The following is a 17812-nucleotide window of genomic DNA, read 5'->3' as shown; positions in this document are numbered from 1 at the left end:
GAGACCATCGAAATGCGCATTCGACCGCAGGGAGAGGCAGCGTATTTCGATTCAAATCAAACGCAAAGCGATCTAGGCCTTTCGACCGCGCCACAGGATATACAGCCCCGAGGCCACGATCAGTGCGCTGCCGATCCACATGGTCTGATCCAGCGTCTCGCCAAACATCACCACGCCCAACCCGACACCAAACAGCAGGCGGGAATAGCGGAACGGTGTCACGGCCGAGACCTCACCCGTTCGCATGGCTTTCATGAGCGAGGCATAGGCGGCTGTGCCCATCAGGATCGCTCCGGCCACGTGCAGGCCGGTGTTCAGGTCCAGCGGAGCCATCGGTACCCCTTCCCAGAACTGATAGGCCAGACCGGCCACGATAACGCAGAGAAAGCCGTAGAAGCCCAGAACATCGGTCCCCAGCGTCGCGGGTGCGGCGCGGCTGGCCAGATCGCGCCCAGCGAAACCCAGCATGCCCAAAACGGCCAGAATCGAAAGGGCCGAGAAGCTGTCTCCGGTCGGTTGGATGATGATCACAACGCCGATCAAACCGATGAGAATAGCGCTCCAACGTCGCCAGCCGACGGTTTCGCCAAAGACCAACGCAGCGCCCGCGACCACGACCAGAGGAGTGGCCTGCAGGATCACGGTTGCCGCGGACAAAGGCGTCAGCGTGATGGCCAGCACGTAGAACATCCGCCCCAGAATCTCGAACAGCACTCGGATTTTCATGGGGCGAGACAGCACGTCGGGATGAAACAGGTTCGCCCCGCGCAGCAGAGCCGCCGTTGCAAAGATCACCGTTCCACCAGCGCCGAACAGGATCAAAATCTGCCAGATCGGCAAAGTCGCAGACGCGCCTTTCAGCAAGGCATCCTCCAGCGCAAACAATGCCATACCGGCGATCATCCATGTGCTTCCGATCAGGTTCGATCGGGGGTCGGTCTGAATATGTGCGGTCATGGGATCCCGTCGCTGCTGAGCCGTGCGCCAATCTGAATGCAAAGCCGCCCCGCGCCAAGATGTATTTGGCCGAGAGGTCATGGTTGCGACCCTTTGACTTTTTGTCGCGCAACCCTCTGTGAAAGGGCCAGTTTTTCATTTGTCTGTCTTTTATGTAGTCGGGCGGCGATGTAGTGTCGCTGCATGAAATGGAACTTGCCCAATTTTCTGACCCTGCTCCGCCTGCTGGCCGCGCCCGGTCTGGCCGTGATGTTTTTGTATTTCACCCGTCCCTATGCCGACTGGTTTGCCTTGATCCTGTTCATGTCCGCCGCGATCACCGACTGGTTCGATGGTTACTTGGCGCGGGCCTGGAAGCAGGAAACCAAGATGGGCGCGATGCTGGACCCGATTGCCGACAAGGCCATGGTCGTGATCGCGCTGATGATCCTTGTTGGCTATTCGACCGAGCATTGGACCCCGTGGCTGGTGCTACCCGCCACCGTGATCCTGTTTCGCGAAGTGTTCGTCTCGGGCCTGCGTGAATATCTGGGTGACGTCGCCGGAACGCTCAAGGTGACCAAACTGGCCAAGTGGAAGACCACGGCCCAGATGTTTGCCATCGCCATTCTGTTCTCGCAGGGGATTTTTGAGCACAATTTCGTTATGGCCACCTTTGGCATGGACCCCACGACCATAGATCAGGTCCTGACCGGAGAGGTTGAGGATATCAACAACATTCGTGCCCATCTTGAAGGGATGTTCTGGTCAGGTCGCATCGGCCTGTGGCTGCTGTGGATTGCTGCAGCGCTGACATTGATCAGCGGCTATGACTACCTACGTAAAGCCATGCCGCATCTGAAGGAGAGCTAACCGATGGACGTGCTGTATTTCGCCTGGGTCCGCGAACGCATCGGCCTGCCCAAAGAAAAGGTCGAAACGCAGGCTGCGACCGTGTCTGATCTGGTGGCCGAACTCAGCGCGCGCGAGGATCGCTATGCCGTGGCTTTTGCCGATCTCTCGGCGCTTCGGGTGGCTTTGGATCAGGAGTTATCGGATTTTGACGCCCCACTGGCCGGCGTGCGCGAAGTTGCGTTCTTTCCGCCAATGACGGGCGGCTGAGATGCGGATTGCGGTTCAGGAAGAGGCGTTTGATCTGGGGGCCGAGGCCAACGCCTTTGCCGCAGGTGACGACGCCAACGGTGCGATCGTGACCTTCACGGGTGTCGTACGCGATCTGGCCTCGGGCGATCTGGACGTGATGGAGATCGAGCACTACCCCGGCATGACCGAACGCGCGCTGACCAGGATCGCGCAAGAGGCGCAGCAGCGCTGGTCATTGGGCGATGTTCTGGTGATCCATCGCCACGGCAGGCTGGCTCCGGGTGATCGGATCATGATGGTCGCGACAGCCGCACCGCATCGCAAGGATGCGTTCGAGGCTGCAGAATATCTGATGGATTACCTGAAATCCCGCGCGCCGTTCTGGAAGAAAGAGGTCACCAATTCGGGCGCCGATTGGGTGGCGGCCAAGGACGAAGACGAAGACGCGCTGACGCGGTGGGATGGGACGTCGCAATTCTCTGATTCTTGACGCGAATTTTCTGAATCAAATCAGTATCACGTCACGTAGCATTGGCCCAAACGTGACGCAATTCTGACCCAATGTCGGATGTGCGGACATTGCCGTCATTCGTTGCTTGCCGAAGAAGGACTGCTTATCCGGAAAAACTGATTTCACTGGCCGCAACACTGCTTATCAAACCACCAGTGTTCACAGCACAGTACATAGATCGTGGCGGGCGGGCGGCTTCGTCAATTTGCCGTTGAACCCAGCTTCTGGTTTCCATCGTCTTCAACGATTGCGACAAGGCACGATCCGTAATCGGTCGCAGGTTTCGTTTGATCTCATTGAAGTGACGCGGCTGATGGATCGCAGTCAGGACGGGCAAGGTCCATGAGCGCCGAAGCAAATCTTGATCTCTCTCAGCAATGACACTTTGAATTTTGTTGGCAAGGGCAGCTGCGGAAACTCCTAGCTCTGTCAGTCGAAACTCTGGGCGCAACGGATGGCCATAGCCGGGGTTTCTTTCCAGCAGTCCGATCGCAACGAGGTGGTCCATGCTTTGCGCGAAAGCGGTCCTGCTCGCTCCGGTGGCGGCAAGTAGCGGCGCTTGTCTTCCGGCAATGCCTGCATGCAAGCTCGACAGAATAGGAATGGCCCAAGCCCTTGAGGTAGTGTTGACAAAGGTTCCTATGTCCATAAAGTATAGTTAATATATCCGTACGCAAAAGGGAAGACCATGTCACTCATCTCACTAGAAGAAACCATCAACATCGCACTGTCTGTCAAAGACCGTCATGTAAGCGCAGAGTGGTACGGCAGCGTTCTTGGGTTTGAAACGATCTACCACGCGGATGAGGCCGGGTGGTCAGAGCTTCAGACCAAGACGACGGGTGTGACAATCGGTTTGGGCGAACACACGGAACCCGCACCTGGAAACTGTGTTCCAGTCTTCGGTATCGCTGACCTGGATACGGCGCGGCAAAAGATGGAAGAGGCCAATGTCAAATTTGACGGCGAAACCGATGTCGTTGAAGGCATGGTCAAAACAGCAACCTTCTATGATCCCGACGGCAACGCGTTGATGCTTGCCCAGGATTTGACTGGCGGGGCTGATTAGGGCTTGGACTGGTTTTCCTTTAGCGGTCGTTTGAAGTCTCTGCAGCATGAGTGACTTTGGGCTCCTTGCGGACCTTTTCTGCCGCGCGTCGTACTGATCAACACTTCTGCGCCTAATTTCTTTGCTCAAAGGATGTTTGATCCGGGGCGCCGTGTGATGTCGAACTCTCATCTAACTACTGGTCCAACTATGACGGTTGGGTCAGGTTCGTGTGACGTTCACCAACTGATACGCATGAAGATCCCAATCCTGAGAAATTCCTAGTCCGCGTTGTTGATGCGTCCGCGCAGTTCTTCGGCTTCTTGCCGGGCGGCGCGCAGGCCGTCCATGGCTGCGGTCAGTTCTGCCTCGGTCTGGGTCAGCTGGTTGGTCAACTCGGCTTCGCGCTGCTGCAGATAGGTGATGGCCTGATCTCGGGTTTCCTCGGCCTCGTGCAGTTCCTGGCTCATACGGTCCAGATCGGCCACGTCGCTTTGGCGCACGCGGGACAGGCGGTGGGCCAGCCAGTTGGCAAACCATCCCATGCAGAAAGCAGCGAACAGGATGACGGCGGTGGCGATGATGAATTCTAGTCTGTTCAACTTACTGGTCCTCTGCTTCCGCATCCGATGCGGAGGTATCGCTCTGGTCTTCCGTTCCGGCTTCAAGCGCCTCAAGGCCGGTCTCGGACGCTTCAACGGGTTCCGGGCGGATCAGGCGGAACTCGATCCGGCGGTTTTCCTCGCGGCCCGCTTCGGTGTCATTGTCGGCAATAGGCTGCGTTTCGCCATAACCGACAGCCGTATAGCTTGAGGTCGGAATGCGTCGTCCGCGCAGTTCGTTCAAAATCGACTGCGCCCGCGCCTGGCTGAGCTGCTGGTTCATCTCTTCCCGGCCCTGACTGTCGGTATGGCCCTGAATTTCCATCCGGATCGGACCGCAATCACGCAGGATGTCGGCAATCTGGTTCACCGTATCGCGCGACTCCGAGGCAATGGTGGCCGAGCCCGGCTCGAACGCAATTTTGCTGGTGGCCTGAATTTCAGCGATACCTTCTTCACAAAGTTCAGGATCGGGCAGCGCATCTTCGGGATCGGGCGGAGCAACATAGGTGATCGACAGGGTGAAGTTCTGCGCATCGCCCAGCTTGTCCGACAGCAGACCCGCGATCCGGGCTTTGGCCTCTTCGTCATGGCTGATGCCGTTCAGCTCAACCAATTCGGGCGTTACGGTCAGTGCGCCGTTGTGCAGTTGTGACAGGGCCTCAAGCCCGGCCAGAACACGCACGGGCCAATCCATTGGCAAATCTGATGTGACGCGGGTCGCGGTATGGACATTGTCGGACCCAAACGCCGCACGGGCATAGCTGTCGACCATGTCACGCAACACGTCGTCACTTACACGGCCGCGCAATTGGATCAAACCCTCGGGGCTGCGGGTGGCAGAGAACTCGACGGGTCCGGTTTCATCCGCGACCTCGGGTTCGGGCAGCACGGCATGCAGGGCGAACACCTCGGGCAATGCGTTTTCCAGCTCACCCACGACGCGGTCGAACAGCGCGGGGTTTGTACCCTGAACGGCGACCAGAGTGATATCCGCATCCGACATCGTCACCGATCCTTGCCCGATTTCGGCAAGCGCGTTGATGCTCTGTTCGGCGGCTTCCGCCCAACGCGGGGATGGCACACCCAGACCGATGGTGCAGAAAGAGGGTCCGGCAAGACCAGCCCCCTCCGCCGCCGCGATGATCTGGTCGCGTGCGTCTTCATCCTGGGCGGAACAGGCGTCGAACTGCCCTCCGGCCTCGTCAATCAGGTAGCGTAGGGTGAAGGGCGTGATCACCGGGCGCGGGGCTGAAATGGACAGACCAATCCGCACGCTCGGCGGCGCGGCGCGGGTCAGGTCTTGCTCCAGTTGCTCTTTTTCCTGCTGGCTGTTGGCAATCGCGGTGATCCGGACAAGGCCGGGGCTGGCCGAGATCTTGGCGCGTGGTAGGTCGGACAGAGCCAGCACCGCATAGGCCAACGCATCGTCCCAGCCATCGGGTTTCGGGTAGTCGGCGGTTTCCACCAAATCCGAAACGGCATGGTCGCTGTCCAGCGCCTGCAACCCGTCCATCAGGGACGCGCGGTCCTCGCTGGCCGGGATCAGGCCGATGACGGAAACGCCGCTGTCATTGCGCAGGATCTCCACGGAAAACCTTGGGGCAGCCAGCGCCGATGTGGCGGCCACGTCCATCTCATCAATGACCCTGGAGGTATCGACCTCGGTTCCAGCGGCAGTCAGGGCGTTGAATCGGATCGCCTCATCCGGGGCGATGCCTGTGAGAATGACGCGCAGGCCGTCGGATTCGACCTCGGCCCAGTTGTGACCTTTCAGGTCCAGCGCGCGCCGGACGGCGAATTCCGAGGCGTCCTCGACCTTTGTCACGGCGAAGCCCGCAGCCAAAAAGGACAGGCCCGCAGAGACAAGGAAGATCAGGCAAACAGCTACAAAATAGGGCAGACGCATATGCGGGCTTCAGACTCCTCGGGCGTTTGGGCGGGTTTGTACAGGCCCCGGCGCGCAGGTGCAATCAGAGCAGCAGCGCGACGCAGAGGAAGATCAGCGGAATTAGGCCGGTATCCCGGTTCGACCGGAATAGCATCAGCAGTCTGGCATTGTCCTCGATTTTCAGATTGCGCAACTGCCATAGCATATGCCAGCCCATGGCCCATGGCCCGCCCAATGCGATCGTGACAATCCAGAACGGCGAATCCGGCACGCCTGCGTCGATGATCGCCAACCCCAACAGCGAGACCGTGGCGATCAGAAAATACTTCAGCCATCTGGCCGTATTCGCCCCGAACAAACGCGCGGTGGATTTGACGCCGATCAGCGCGTCGTCTTCGGTATCCTGATGCGCATAGATCGTGTCGTAGAACAGCGTCCACGCGATACCCGCCAGATACAGCGTCACCGCTGGCCAGCCCAGCGATCCGGTATGGGCCACCCAAGCCAGCAACGCGCCCCAATTGAAGGCCAGTCCCAGAAACACCTGCGGCCACCATGTAAAACGTTTGGCAAAGGGATAGAGGGCAACTGGCGCCAGCGACAGAACGCCCATTAGGATGGCGCCTGTATTGAAGCTGAGCAGAATCCCCAGCGATATCAGCGCCTGCAGGCCCATCCAGACCACGGCTTGTAGTACGCTGACCTGACCTGAGGGGATCGGGCGGGATTTTGTGCGTTCGACCTGCGCGTCGAAATGGCGGTCGGTGATGTCGTTCCAAGTGCATCCCGCGCCGCGCATCAAAAAGGCCCCAAGGGCGCAGCCGATCGCAATCCATGCATCCTCCAGCCGTGGCGCGCCATCGCTCAGGATCGCCAGCGCCAGCCCCCACCAGCAGGGGATCAGCAACAGCCATGTTCCGATTGGCCTGTCCGCCCGGCTCAGCCGCAGATAGGGGCGGGTGAAGGCGGGCGCGCGGGTGTCCACCCAATTGCCGGTGACAGCGTCAGCGACCTGACCGTCTGGTGTTGGAGCATTGCCTTGCATATGTAGGGTCTCATGAGTGCGAAGATCAGACTGTATGTAGAGCAGCCCTTGGGTCAGGGGCAATCGGTTCCTTTGACGCGTGAGCAGGCGCATTACCTGTTCGGCGTGATGCGGCAATCCGTTGGCGCGCAGATTGCGCTGTTCAATGGCCGGGATGGCGAATGGCTGGCCGAAGTCTCTGAGGCGGGCAAGCGCGGCGGCGTTCTGTCCTGCCTGCAGCAGACCAGGCCTTTGCAACTGCCGCCGGATTTGTGGTTCCTGTTTGCGCCGATCAAAAAGGCGCGGACGGATTTCATTGTCGAGAAGGCCGCAGAAATGGGGGCCGCGCGCATTCTGCCGGTGCAGACAGAGTATACAAACTCCGAACGTATCCGGCAGGATCGGCTTCAGGCGCATGCGGTCGAGGCCGCCGAACAGTGCGGCGGCACCTACGTGCCCGAGGTCGCGGAGCTGCAAAAACTGGATCGCATGCTGGACGCATGGCCTCAGGATCGGCAGTTGATGTTCTGCAATGAGGCCGAGGTCGGATCAGCCCTGCGACTGGCCGCGCAGGAAAAAGGCCAACCCTGGGCCATTCTGATCGGCCCCGAAGGTGGGTTTTCGGATCGCGAGCGCGCCCGATTGAGCGCACTGCCCTTTTCGCATGTTGTCAGCCTCGGCCCACGAATTCTGCGCGCTGATACGGCAGCGGTGGCTGCTTTGACCATGTGGCAGCAGGCCTTGGGGGATTGGTGCTAGCCCAAGTTCCATGCAGGCTGTTCTTCTGGAATTACGAACAATAAGCCCAAAAAGTCAGGAGTGTGCCGCGATGAGGTGCAATCCCAAAAAGAACTGATCGTCGAATAGTATTTTTTCCATGACCCTTTTCCAAGTGTTGAGAGGTTACTCTCAAAACGATATCAATTATTTGAATAATTGAAGACCTTCATCACAAGCCAAGTCACTGAAAACAAACTGCCTCTTCCAGACCTGAAAAGCACCAAAATGTTGACTAAATTTTAATTTCTCTATTTGTTTATTAAAAGTGAATTTAACAAGTGAAATGAACGCCGCAGATCGTTATGAAAAATGCGCTGATAGATTTCGTTGATGCTCTGGCCGGACTTACGTCCGCAGAAGATCGATGGAATGAAGCTGTCGCGCAATCTCAGAAGCAGGGCATTGGCGCAATTCTGGTTGGTGAGGCCGACGGGACCAAAAAGCAGATCTTCTGGATGAACACCAACATGCCGGATGACTGGATTACCGAATATCTTGAAGAAGACTACATGTCGGTCGACGCCATGCTCGAGACATTGGCCTGGCAGAACGAATACCACATTGTCGAATCCGGCCAGATGAAGCGCATGGATGCGCGATCCGACAAGGAATACGCGCTGGACCACGGATTGAAATCCGCCGGGCTGGCCTCGTTGATCGGGTCCCGCTTTGGCAAGCCTGGGCGGCGCGGGGTATATGTAACGCTGTGTTCAGGCGACAGCATGCAGACTGCGCAAAACAACAGTGTTGTCGATTTGACGATGCTGTCGGCCTTTTTGGCCACTTCAATTACCGAACCAATTCATTCACCAGCCAATCTGAAGTTGAAAGCTATGACCCAGGTCCTTTCACAACGTCAGCAAGAAGTATTGGAGTTGCTGGCCAACGGGTGCCAGACGGCCCGTATCGCTGAACGTCTGGGCATCAGCGAAGCCGCTGTGAACAAGCACTTCTCACTCGCCCGCAAGGCATTGGGTGCGTCAACCCGCGAGCAGGCGCTCGCCATCGCCTTGAAAGAAAACCTAATTGACCTGTGAAGGTATAAATATCTCTACCTTGGGCGAACATCGCCTGTTTTCTAAGGTGCAGAAGCAAATTTTCGCCGACGAATAGCCGGGGTTCGTTATTGGCCCCTCTTTACCAGTATTTTCGATGGAGCCATCTCTCACATGAATATGCAGTCGCAACTGACAGGCCGCCTGGCCCGCACGTCTTCGTTTTCCCTGTCCACGGTTGAATTGCGCGGTGTCTCAGCCGAGTTTGATCAGTCCATCAAAGCGCTGCCAGCTTCGATGGCGCAACCTGTGCGGGTTCCCACCGATACCAAGGGGCGGGGCGACTTTCTCAAGCAACTGGCGGCGAAATCCGCTGCCAAGATGGCCGCAGGTGGCACGGCGCTGATCCTTGTGTTGATGAGTGCAGAGACAGCGCAGGCGCAGTCGTCAGAGGTATCCTTGCGCACCCTGGACGGGGTGAAATCCATTGAGATTCTGCCGGATGGCGCCGCCGAGGTCACGCTGCAGAACGGGGCTGTCATGCGCCTGCCTGCGGGCAGCTTCACCGTGTCGGGCAGCGAGGTTCTCGTCTCTGAAGCAGTCGCCATTCAGATGGCAGAAGCCGCAGCAGCGGGCGGAGGCGTTTCCGGGGGAACGCTGGCCGCAGTTGGTGGCGGGCTCGCCCTTGCCGGGGCCGCAGGTGGCGGCGGCGGCGGAGGCAGCAGCGATGGTGGTTCGGGTTCGACGAGCAGCCCCACCACCGGAACGGTTGTGGATGGCTATCTGGTCAACGCCACCGTCTTTCAGGATTTGAACGGCAACACGATTTTTGACGCGGGCGAGCCGAATACGATCACCGATGAACAGGGTAACTATTCGATCACCCTGGACGCCTCCAACCCAACGGCCAAGATCGTGTCGATTGGTGGTACGGATTCGTCAACAGGTCAGGCTTTCACAGGCACCCTGACGGCTCCGGCGGGTTCGACCGTCATCACCCCCCTGACCACACTTGTTCAGAGCCTTGTCGAAGCCAGCGCTGACAGCGACACGCCGCTGACCGCAGCCGAAGCGAATGAGCAACTGGCCGTCGCGCTGGGTCTGAGCAGCGATACCAACCTGCTGGAACTTGACCCGGTTGAACAGATCGAAAACGCCAGCGACCCCTCGGATGCCGCAGCTTTCGCGGCGGCGGCGCAAGTTGCCGCTGTCATTTCAGCAGCGGCTGCAACGCAGGATGACGCCCAAGGCAGTTCGGACGCCTCCGAGGCCGCGGCTGCATCGCTTGCGCAACAGTTGCTGGACGCCGCGGCTGGCCCCGGTGATCCTGACCCATCTGCGGTTCTGAGCGACGCAGATGCGATTGCCGAAGCGCTGGAGCAGGCTGACGTCGACGAGGGCGAGGCAACTTCGATTGCGAATGCGGTTCAGGCGCTGAACGAAAACATTGATGAAGCTGTAGAAAACGCGGACCCAAGTGATATTGGAGAGCTGCAAAACGACATCGTTGCCAACCAGGAAGTCGCTCAAGGGACGCTGGTCGATCTGGTGGAATCCGGTGATATCGCTACGACTGATCCTGAAGATCTTGCTGACGAGGCGGACAATATCGTTCCGCTGCAACCAGTTGTCGATTCTGAAAACTTCTTGGCTACATACGGCCCATCAAACTTGGATAGCGCCCCGGTCGTGTCGGGCACCGGTCGCCCTGGCAGTATCGTCCGCGTGACCTTCAGCGATGGCGACGACGCAACCGTTGACGTCAGCCGGACCACGACAGTTGATGGCGATGGCGATTGGCAAATCACCTTTGATGCCGCTGATTTTCCCACAGCAAGCGGGGCTTACACGGTTGAGGTCGCTGCCGCGCCCTCGGGGTCGTCTGTATTCACCGTTCCGGCGGTTTCGGGTGGCAGCTTTGACGTTGATCTGACGCCTCCAGCGGCACCTGTCCTGGATGCGGTGTCCAGCGACGACGCCCTGGCATTGGAAGAGCGCGAGTCGCCCCTGTCTGTTTCCGGTACCGCCGAGGCGGGTGCCACTGTCGCCGTAACGATCGGCAGTGTGACTCTGACGGATACGGCCGCTACAGATGGCTCGTTCAGTGTCACATTCGATGCCGCTGATGTTCCGACTTCGGGTTTCTCCGTCAGCGCTGTCGCGTCGGATGATCTGGGCAATGCCAGCGGTCCGGCGACACAGGCCATCTCGGTCGAACCGGAGTCGACCCTGACCCCGACTGTTGATCCGGCCTCGGGCACGTTGGGGGCTGCGGAACTGGCAGCGGGCCTGACGGTCACCGGCACAGGTCGTGCGGGCAGCACCATCACCGTTTCGATTGATGGCGAGGATCAGGACGCCGTCGTGGACGGCGACGGCAACTGGAGCGTGACCTTTGCCGAAGGCGTTCTGCCGGACGCGAGCGGTGACTATACTGTTTCTGCCGTGGCAACCCTACCGCCGACCTCGTTCACCAGCGGTTCGGTTGATGGCGGAGGGTTCTCGGTTGATCTGACAGCCCCCGATGCACCGTCGCTAGACACTATCGCGGGCAACAACGCGCTGGAGCTTGAAGAGCAGGGCGCAGACCTGACCATTACCGGCTCCGCCGAGGCGGGCGCGACGGTTGAGGTCACCCTCAACGGTGCTGTTGAAACGGCGGTTGCGGATGTGGGCGGCGCGTTCTCGGTTACTTTTGACGCGGCTGATGTTCCCGGCGCCGATTTTTCGGTCAGCGCGACGGCGACAGACCCGCTGGGCAACGAAAGCGGCGCTGCCACGCAGCCTATTTCGGTTGAGCCGGTTTCGACACTGACGCCCACAATCACGCCGGTCTCGGGCACGTTCGGCCCGACCGAACTGGCCGCAGGGCTAGTGGTGTCCGGCACCGGGCGCGTGGGCAGCACCGTGACCGTGGACATTGACGGCGTTACGCAGGACGCAACCGTTGATGGCGATGGCAACTGGACAACCACCTTTGCTCAAAGCGCATTGCCGGATGCGACGGGGGATTACACGGTCTCTGCCACGGCGACTTTGGCAGGCACATCGTTCGCCAGCGGTTCGGTCTCGGGTGGTGGTTTCTCAGTCGATCTGGACGCGGCAGCTGCACCTGTTCTGGATGCGGTAGCGAGCAACAACGCCATCGAACTGGAAGAAAGCGGCGCGGATCTGACGGTGACCGGGACCACGGATGAAGGCGCGACAGTTGAGGTTACAATCGGCAGCGTCACCCTGTCAGACGTGGCCGGTGTCGGCGGCGTGTTTAGCGTCACCTTCGATGCCGCTGACGTTCCGACTTCGGACTTTTCCATCAGCGCAGTTGCGTCGGATGATTTGGGCAATACCAGCGCCTCGGCGACGCAGGCGATCACGGTCGAGCCGGAATCAGCCCTGACCCCCACTATTGACCCGGTCTCGGGTGTTCTGGGTGCGGGCGATCTGGCCGCGGGTCTGACGGTCACCGGCACAGGTCGCACCGACAGCACGGTCACCGTGTCGATTGACGGTGAGGATCAGGAGGCCGTCGTGGACGGCGATGGCAACTGGAGCGTGACCTTCGCCGAGGCCAACCTGCCTGCGACGACTGGTGACTATGCAGTTTCTGCCGTCGCCACTTTGCCGCCGACTGCATTTACCAGCGGGCCGGTTGATGGCGGAGGGTTCTCGGTTGATGTGACCGCCCCCGATGCACCAGTGATAAACAGTGTTGCAGGCGACAATGCTTTGGATCTGGAAGAGCAAGACGCAGACTTGACCATCAACGGCACCGCTGAGGCGTTTGTCACCGTCGAGGTTGAGATCAATGGGGTCGTGGAAACCACCGTCGCAGACGATGGCGGCGTGTTCTCGGTGACCTTCGACGCAGCGGATGTCCCGGACGCGGATTTCTCAATCAACGCAACGGCCACGGATGCGGCGGGCAATACCGGTGCCGAGGCCACTCAGGCCGTGACGGTTGAGCCGATTTCGACACTGACGCCCACAATCAACCCGGTCTCGGGCACGTTTGGCCCGACCGAACTGGCCGCCGGGCTGGTGGTGTCCGGCTTGGGCCGGTTAGGCAGCACGGTCACCGTAACGATTGATGGTCAGGATCAGCAGGCCGCTGTGACCCCCGATGGCAGCTGGAGCGTCACCTTCGCTGAGGCGGACCTGCCGGATGCCAGCGGTGATTATTCTGTTTCCGCCGAGGCAACCCTACCGCCGACCTCTCTCAGCAGTGGTTCGGTTGATGGCGGAGGGTTCTCGGTTGATGTGACAGCGCCTGATGCCCCGGTTTTGAACGTAATATCCGGTGACGACTTCATCGACCCGGCCGAGCAGGCTGACGATCTGGTCATCTCGGGCACGGCCGAGGCGTTCAGCACAGTTACCGTCACGATCGGTGCAGAATCCCAGCAGGCAAATGCGGACGTGAATGGTGATTTCTCGGTCACTTTCGCCGCGGCGGATGTGCCGACCGAAAATTTCCAGGTCACCGCGGTTGCCGAAGACGCGCTGGGCAATACCAGCGCGACGACAGATCGGTCGGTTCTGGTGGGTGCGGTCGGTCAGACGATCACCGGCACCAGCGGCGATGATGAGCTGTCGGGCACACCCGGTGACGACACGATCAACCCCGAAGGCAATGATGGTGAGGCTGGAGGCCTCGATATCGTCAATGGCTCACTGGGGGATGACGAAATCGACCTGAGCACATCCGGCGGCACCAGCTTTGTTGAGCTGAACTACGCTGCGCTGGATGGCCCGATCAACGTGACACTGGACTATGCCAACAATACGGGTTCGGTAGACAAAGGCGCCGATGGTACCGACACGCTGATCAGCCCCGAAACACCGGGCGAGGCGTTCGGGGTCGGCCTTGTCGGCACGCAGGGCGACGACACATTTACCGTCGTACAGGACGGCGTTGAGACATGGGCGGGCATCTTCTACGAAGGCGGCGATGACACGGTCAATGTGACGCTGGACACCGGCATCGTGCGTGTGAATGCGGTGACCCCTGGCCCGGTAGATGAAGATGTCACAGCGGATTTGACCACGGGTGACATCACCTTCGCCAGCGGCTCGATTGATCTGAACGTGACCGGCTCCGGTGGCCAGATCGAGCTGGAGACCGGCGACGGCGATGACGATGTGACCGGCTCTGATGCGGATGAGCGTTTCATTCTGGGCGCAGGCACCGATACGCTGGACGCGGGCGGCGGTTTCGATACCGTGCGTTATGACCGTGGCGTCGTGACTGACGGAGTGACCGTGAACCTGCAAACCGGGGTGGCAACCGGTATCTGGGACGGTCAGGCGTTTACCCATACCCTGTCCAATGTTGAACGCGTGCGCGGCTCACGAACCGGAGATGACAATCTGACGGCGGCCAACACCGGCTCACGTCTGGAAGGTCGCGGTGGCGATGACACGCTGATCGGCGGTGACGGCGACGACCTGCTGATCGGTGGTGATGGTGCGGATACGTTCTTTGTCGGGCGTGGCAACGACACCATTCAGGACTATCAGGGCGATGCCATCGACTCGATTGAGCTGGACCCTGCCTATACCGACGCTGAAGTCGACGCAGCCGTAGCAGCAGCGGTGCAGGACGGCGACGCAGTTGTGGTCACATTCGCCTCGACCGGTGCAACGCTCCGGCTAGAAGGCTGGACGGTTGCCGAGCTACAGGCCGAAAACGACGCTGGCGGTGAGGACATTATCGGTACCTTCGGTGATGACGTACTGGAGGGCACCGACGGGAACGATTTCATCGACCCGCAGGGCAATGATGATGGGTTTGATGTCGTCAATGCCTCGACCGGTGATGATGAGATCGACTTCTCGAACTCCGGTGGCGAGAGCTTTGTAGAGCTGAACTACTCTGCGCTGGGCGGCCCGATCACGGCCTCGATCGACTATGCCAACAATACGGGCTTTGTCGACAAGGGCGCGGATGGGTTTGATTCGCTGACCAACCCCAACACAACCGGGGAATCCCTTGGTATCGGGCTTGTCGGAACCGCTGGCGATGACACCTACAACATCACGCAGGGCACCGGCTTCTCGTGGGCCGGGATTGTCTATGCTGGCGGCAATGACACGATCAACGCGAGCCTGAACGAGGGTATCGTCCGTGTCGACACAAGCGGCGAGGCGACCACGGCCGACCTTTCGACCGGTCTGATCAGCTTTGCCAGCGGAAGCATTCAGTTGAATGCGACAGGCTCTGGCGGCCGGATTGAGCTTCGGACATTTGACGAAGATGATACTATCACCGGTTCAGACGCGGATGAGCGCTTCATTCTGGGTGCGGGAACTGACACCTTGGATGCAGGTGGTGGCTACGACACCGTGCGCTATGACCGTGGTGACGTGACAACCGGTGTGACCGTGAACCTTGCGACCGGGCTTGCGACAGGTATGTGGGCTGGTCAGGCCTTCTCGCACAGCTTGTCAAACGTCGAAGAGGTGCGGGGGTCCCGGACAGGCGACGATACCCTGACAGCGGCGGATACGGGCTCGTTCCTGGATGGTCGTGGCGGCAACGACACGGTCACCGGCGGTGCGGGTAACGATATCCTCATCGGTGGCGAAGGTGATGATACGTTGCAGGGCAACGCTGGCGAGGACCTGTTCATCGTCGGGCGCGGCAACGACATCATTCGCGACTTTGAAGCCGGGATCGACGATATCGAACTGGACAACAGTGCCACGGATGAAGAGATCGCCCTAGCTGTGCAAAACGCCGAACAGATCGGCGATGATATCCGGATTACCTTGCCAGATGGCGCGACGATTCTGTTCGAAGACTGGACAGTTGCGAATTTCCAGCAGGAATACGCGGATCGCTTTGCGGTCAATCCGATCATCGGAACAGACGGTCCGGACGTTATCGACGGGACAGATGGCAACGACTTCATCAACCCGCTGTCCAGTGGCGATGGAGATGACGTCATCAACGGCTCTCTTGGGGATGATGAGTTTGATCTGTCAAACGCGGACAGCGAGAGCTTTGTCGAGCTGCGCTATGACGGTCTGACCGGACCGATTGAGGCCTTTGTCGACTATGCCAACAATCAGGGTTCGGTGAATAAGTTCGGCGATGGCTTCGATACCATTACCGACCCACTTGCACCCGGCGAAGCCTTTGGCCTCGGGATCACAAGTACCTCTGGGGACGATACGATCAATATCACTCAGGGCAGCGGATTCTCGTGGTTCGGGGCGTTCTATGCGGGCGGTGATGACACAATCAATGCTGACCTGAACTCGGGCATCATCCGTATTGATACGGGCAGTGGCCCGACGACTGCAAACCTCGATACCGGCGACATTACCTTTACTGGCGGGTCCATCGACTTGAACGTGACAGGCTCGGGTGGTCGGATTGAATTGCGGACCTTTGACGAGGATGACAACGTGACCGGCTCGGACCGGGATGAACGCTTCATTCTGGGCGCAGGTACCGATGTTCTGGATGCGGCTGGTGGGTATGACGTTGTGCGTTATGACCGGAGCGACGTGACCACCGGGGTGACCGTGAACCTGGCAACAGGGATCGCAACCGGTACATGGGATGGCCAGGCCTTTACCCATACCCTGTCAAATGTCGAAGAGGTTCGTGGCTCGCGTACCGGCGATGACACACTGACGGCAGCAGATACTGGCTCGGTCCTTGAAGGGCGCGGCGGTGCCGACACCTATACAGGTGGTGCATCCGAAGACATCTTTATCGTGGGTGAGGGTCATGACGTCGTCTATAACTTCGACATCGATGTGGATCAGTTGCAAACGCGCGATGGTGATTTTGACTTCGGGCTGCCGGACTATGAGGATGTCACCTTTGATGGTCAGCCGTCCTTGCGGTTCAATCTGGGTGCGGATGACACGGTCACGCTTGTTGGGTTGAGCGCGCAGGACCTTGAGAACTCGATCGCGGAAGAGCTTCTTTCGCTGTCGCCGGGGCGGATGAACAACCCGGCCACGCTGACGATCAACGGCGCGGGGAACCTTGCCTTGATCGCATCGGAAATCACCGAATTCCTGCAGACGCAATCGCCGACCGAGTTCACCTTCTTCGAAGTCGGTGCGGCGGAAAACTACGCCTTGTCGATCACCGGCACAGGGCTGTCCCTGTCCGGCCTACCCGGCAGCGAGGTTCTGTCTGGCACAGTCAACGAAGCCACCCTGACCCTGGATGGCAGCCCGGTTTGGTCACTGACGGATCTTGGAATTCCGTTTGCCGACTTTGCCGCGATGCTGGACAGCGCCACGAACGAAGGTGCGATTGACTATTCGCTCGGCCTTGGCGCGCGCGATTTGATCGTTGTCGCTGACGATACGGCGCAGGATATCCGTATCGAAGGCGTCGATCACTGGATCGAGGCGGGCGGTGGCGACGATGCCGTGACCTTCAGCGGGGGCGGCAATGCAGCCATCATCCTTGGCGACGGCGCTGATACGGTCGATATCGCAGGAGGCACCCCGGCGGAGGATCGTGCGTTCATCTATATCGACCCTGCGGACTCGGGCACCAATGTGATCAACGGCTTCCGCTTCACCGATAGCGAAGACTCCGGTGACCGGATTGTGGTCGCGGAAGATCTGGCCGTGTTCTCAATCGCATGGGAGGTCGCCGATGCGACTGATCAGGGGAATCTGGACTCGATTGCGGCAACGTTTGATCCGATTGGGCCGGGCGAATTCGCTCTGTTCTTCGATCAAAGCGGAAACGCCGTATTGCAGGATCTGATTGAAGGTGGTGCGCCGGGGGCGAATTATACCTTGGGCGATACCATCGCGAGCTTTACCAACGCGGATGTCAGTGGGCTTTCGGGCAGCAATCTGGGTGGGTACAATCTGGACGGCTTCCTGGTCTATTCGGAAATCGACCTGCCGCCCGCGTCCGAGTTGGTTTAACGCCCCGGAGG

At 59.4% G+C, this 17812-nt stretch carries 12 protein-coding genes; 7 read left to right on the top strand and 5 right to left on the bottom strand.

What is annotated here, in order from left to right; translation table 11 throughout:
• Nucleotides 1-72 precede the first annotated feature (72 nt).
• Nucleotides 73-957 carry a DMT family transporter gene (locus AC2FD8_RS17210; protein WP_496858148.1) on the bottom strand — a complete coding sequence of 295 codons (885 nt, stop codon included), beginning with the start codon at nucleotides 955-957 and terminating at the stop codon, nucleotides 73-75.
• Between the two features lie 183 nt (nucleotides 958-1140).
• Between AC2FD8_RS17210 and pgsA the strand changes: the two genes are divergently transcribed.
• Genes pgsA through AC2FD8_RS17195 form a run of 3 tightly spaced genes read left to right on the top strand, consistent with a single transcriptional unit; the run spans nucleotide 1141 to nucleotide 2530 of the window.
• Nucleotides 1141-1809 (top strand): CDP-diacylglycerol--glycerol-3-phosphate 3-phosphatidyltransferase, encoded by a 669-nt coding sequence (pgsA, locus tag AC2FD8_RS17205; RefSeq protein WP_496858146.1) that lies wholly within the window; start codon nucleotides 1141-1143, stop codon nucleotides 1807-1809.
• Between the two features lie 3 nt (nucleotides 1810-1812).
• A complete protein-coding gene (gene moaD, locus AC2FD8_RS17200; RefSeq protein WP_170462569.1) occupies nucleotides 1813-2058 on the top strand; it encodes a molybdopterin converting factor subunit 1 in 246 nt (81 codons plus the stop codon).
• Between the two features lies 1 nt (nucleotide 2059).
• On the top strand, nucleotides 2060-2530 hold the full coding sequence (locus AC2FD8_RS17195; protein WP_496858144.1) for a molybdenum cofactor biosynthesis protein MoaE: 471 nt from the start codon (nucleotides 2060-2062) through the stop codon (nucleotides 2528-2530).
• A 124-nt stretch (nucleotides 2531-2654) separates the two neighbouring features.
• Here AC2FD8_RS17195 and AC2FD8_RS17190 read toward each other — a convergent pair whose 3' ends face one another.
• Nucleotides 2655-3200 (bottom strand): winged helix-turn-helix transcriptional regulator, encoded by a 546-nt coding sequence (locus AC2FD8_RS17190; RefSeq protein WP_496858143.1) that lies wholly within the window; start codon nucleotides 3198-3200, stop codon nucleotides 2655-2657.
• 39 nt (nucleotides 3201-3239) lie between these two features.
• Here AC2FD8_RS17190 and AC2FD8_RS17185 point away from each other — a divergent pair, with 39 nt between their 5' ends.
• Complete coding sequence (locus AC2FD8_RS17185) at nucleotides 3240-3620, top strand: VOC family protein (protein WP_496858141.1); 381 nt, start codon at nucleotides 3240-3242, stop codon at nucleotides 3618-3620.
• Nucleotides 3621-3880: 260 nt separating this feature from the next.
• On the opposite strand, the gene AC2FD8_RS17180 is transcribed toward AC2FD8_RS17185, so the two are convergent.
• The 3 genes from AC2FD8_RS17180 to ubiA form a co-directional block, all read right to left on the bottom strand.
• On the bottom strand, nucleotides 3881-4201 hold the full coding sequence (locus tag AC2FD8_RS17180; protein WP_496858139.1) for a hypothetical protein: 321 nt from the start codon (nucleotides 4199-4201) through the stop codon (nucleotides 3881-3883).
• Nucleotide 4202: 1 nt separating this feature from the next.
• Entirely contained in the window at nucleotides 4203-6110 is a 1908-nt protein-coding gene (locus tag AC2FD8_RS17175; RefSeq protein ID WP_496858137.1) for an OmpA family protein, read from the bottom strand.
• 64 nt (nucleotides 6111-6174) lie between these two features.
• Nucleotides 6175-7137 (bottom strand): 4-hydroxybenzoate octaprenyltransferase, encoded by a 963-nt coding sequence (gene ubiA / locus AC2FD8_RS17170; protein WP_496858136.1) that lies wholly within the window; start codon nucleotides 7135-7137, stop codon nucleotides 6175-6177.
• Nucleotides 7138-7149: 12 nt separating this feature from the next.
• On the opposite strand from ubiA, the gene AC2FD8_RS17165 reads away from it, so the two are divergent.
• The 3 genes from AC2FD8_RS17165 (at nucleotide 7150) to AC2FD8_RS17155 (ending at nucleotide 17801) form a co-directional block, all read left to right on the top strand.
• Nucleotides 7150-7875 (top strand): 16S rRNA (uracil(1498)-N(3))-methyltransferase, encoded by a 726-nt coding sequence (locus AC2FD8_RS17165; protein ID WP_496858134.1) that lies wholly within the window; start codon nucleotides 7150-7152, stop codon nucleotides 7873-7875.
• A gap of 323 nt (nucleotides 7876-8198) precedes the next feature.
• Nucleotides 8199-8933: a helix-turn-helix transcriptional regulator gene (locus AC2FD8_RS17160; protein ID WP_496858132.1), complete on the top strand. Its 735-nt coding sequence runs from the start codon at nucleotides 8199-8201 to the stop codon at nucleotides 8931-8933.
• A 132-nt stretch (nucleotides 8934-9065) separates the two neighbouring features.
• Nucleotides 9066-17801, top strand: coding sequence for an Ig-like domain-containing protein (locus AC2FD8_RS17155; protein ID WP_496858130.1), 8736 nt, complete (start codon nucleotides 9066-9068; stop codon nucleotides 17799-17801).
• Nucleotides 17802-17812 lie beyond the last annotated feature (11 nt).

The organism is Ruegeria sp. YTSC192 (assembly GCF_059609705.1).
The sequence above is the reverse complement of the archived record's forward strand: the minus strand, read 5'-3'. Positions and strand labels throughout refer to the sequence as shown.

What these genes read in the sequence shown, in the direction of transcription:
- AC2FD8_RS17185 (WP_496858141.1), top strand. Translation starts at nt 3,240, where the DNA reads ATGTCACTCATCTCACTAGAAGAAACCATCAACATCGCACTGTCTGTC.
- AC2FD8_RS17155 (WP_496858130.1), top strand. Translation starts at nt 9,066, where the DNA reads ATGAATATGCAGTCGCAACTGACAGGCCGCCTGGCCCGCACGTCTTCG.
- ubiA (WP_496858136.1), bottom strand. Translation starts at nt 7,137, where the DNA reads ATGCAAGGCAATGCTCCAACACCAGACGGTCAGGTCGCTGACGCTGTC.
- AC2FD8_RS17190 (WP_496858143.1), bottom strand. Translation starts at nt 3,200, where the DNA reads ATGGACATAGGAACCTTTGTCAACACTACCTCAAGGGCTTGGGCCATT.
- AC2FD8_RS17160 (WP_496858132.1), top strand. Translation starts at nt 8,199, where the DNA reads ATGAAAAATGCGCTGATAGATTTCGTTGATGCTCTGGCCGGACTTACG.
- AC2FD8_RS17195 (WP_496858144.1), top strand. Translation starts at nt 2,060, where the DNA reads ATGCGGATTGCGGTTCAGGAAGAGGCGTTTGATCTGGGGGCCGAGGCC.
- AC2FD8_RS17175 (WP_496858137.1), bottom strand. Translation starts at nt 6,110, where the DNA reads ATGCGTCTGCCCTATTTTGTAGCTGTTTGCCTGATCTTCCTTGTCTCT.
- moaD (WP_170462569.1), top strand. Translation starts at nt 1,813, where the DNA reads ATGGACGTGCTGTATTTCGCCTGGGTCCGCGAACGCATCGGCCTGCCC.
- AC2FD8_RS17165 (WP_496858134.1), top strand. Translation starts at nt 7,150, where the DNA reads ATGAGTGCGAAGATCAGACTGTATGTAGAGCAGCCCTTGGGTCAGGGG.
- AC2FD8_RS17210 (WP_496858148.1), bottom strand. Translation starts at nt 957, where the DNA reads ATGACCGCACATATTCAGACCGACCCCCGATCGAACCTGATCGGAAGC.
- pgsA (WP_496858146.1), top strand. Translation starts at nt 1,141, where the DNA reads ATGAAATGGAACTTGCCCAATTTTCTGACCCTGCTCCGCCTGCTGGCC.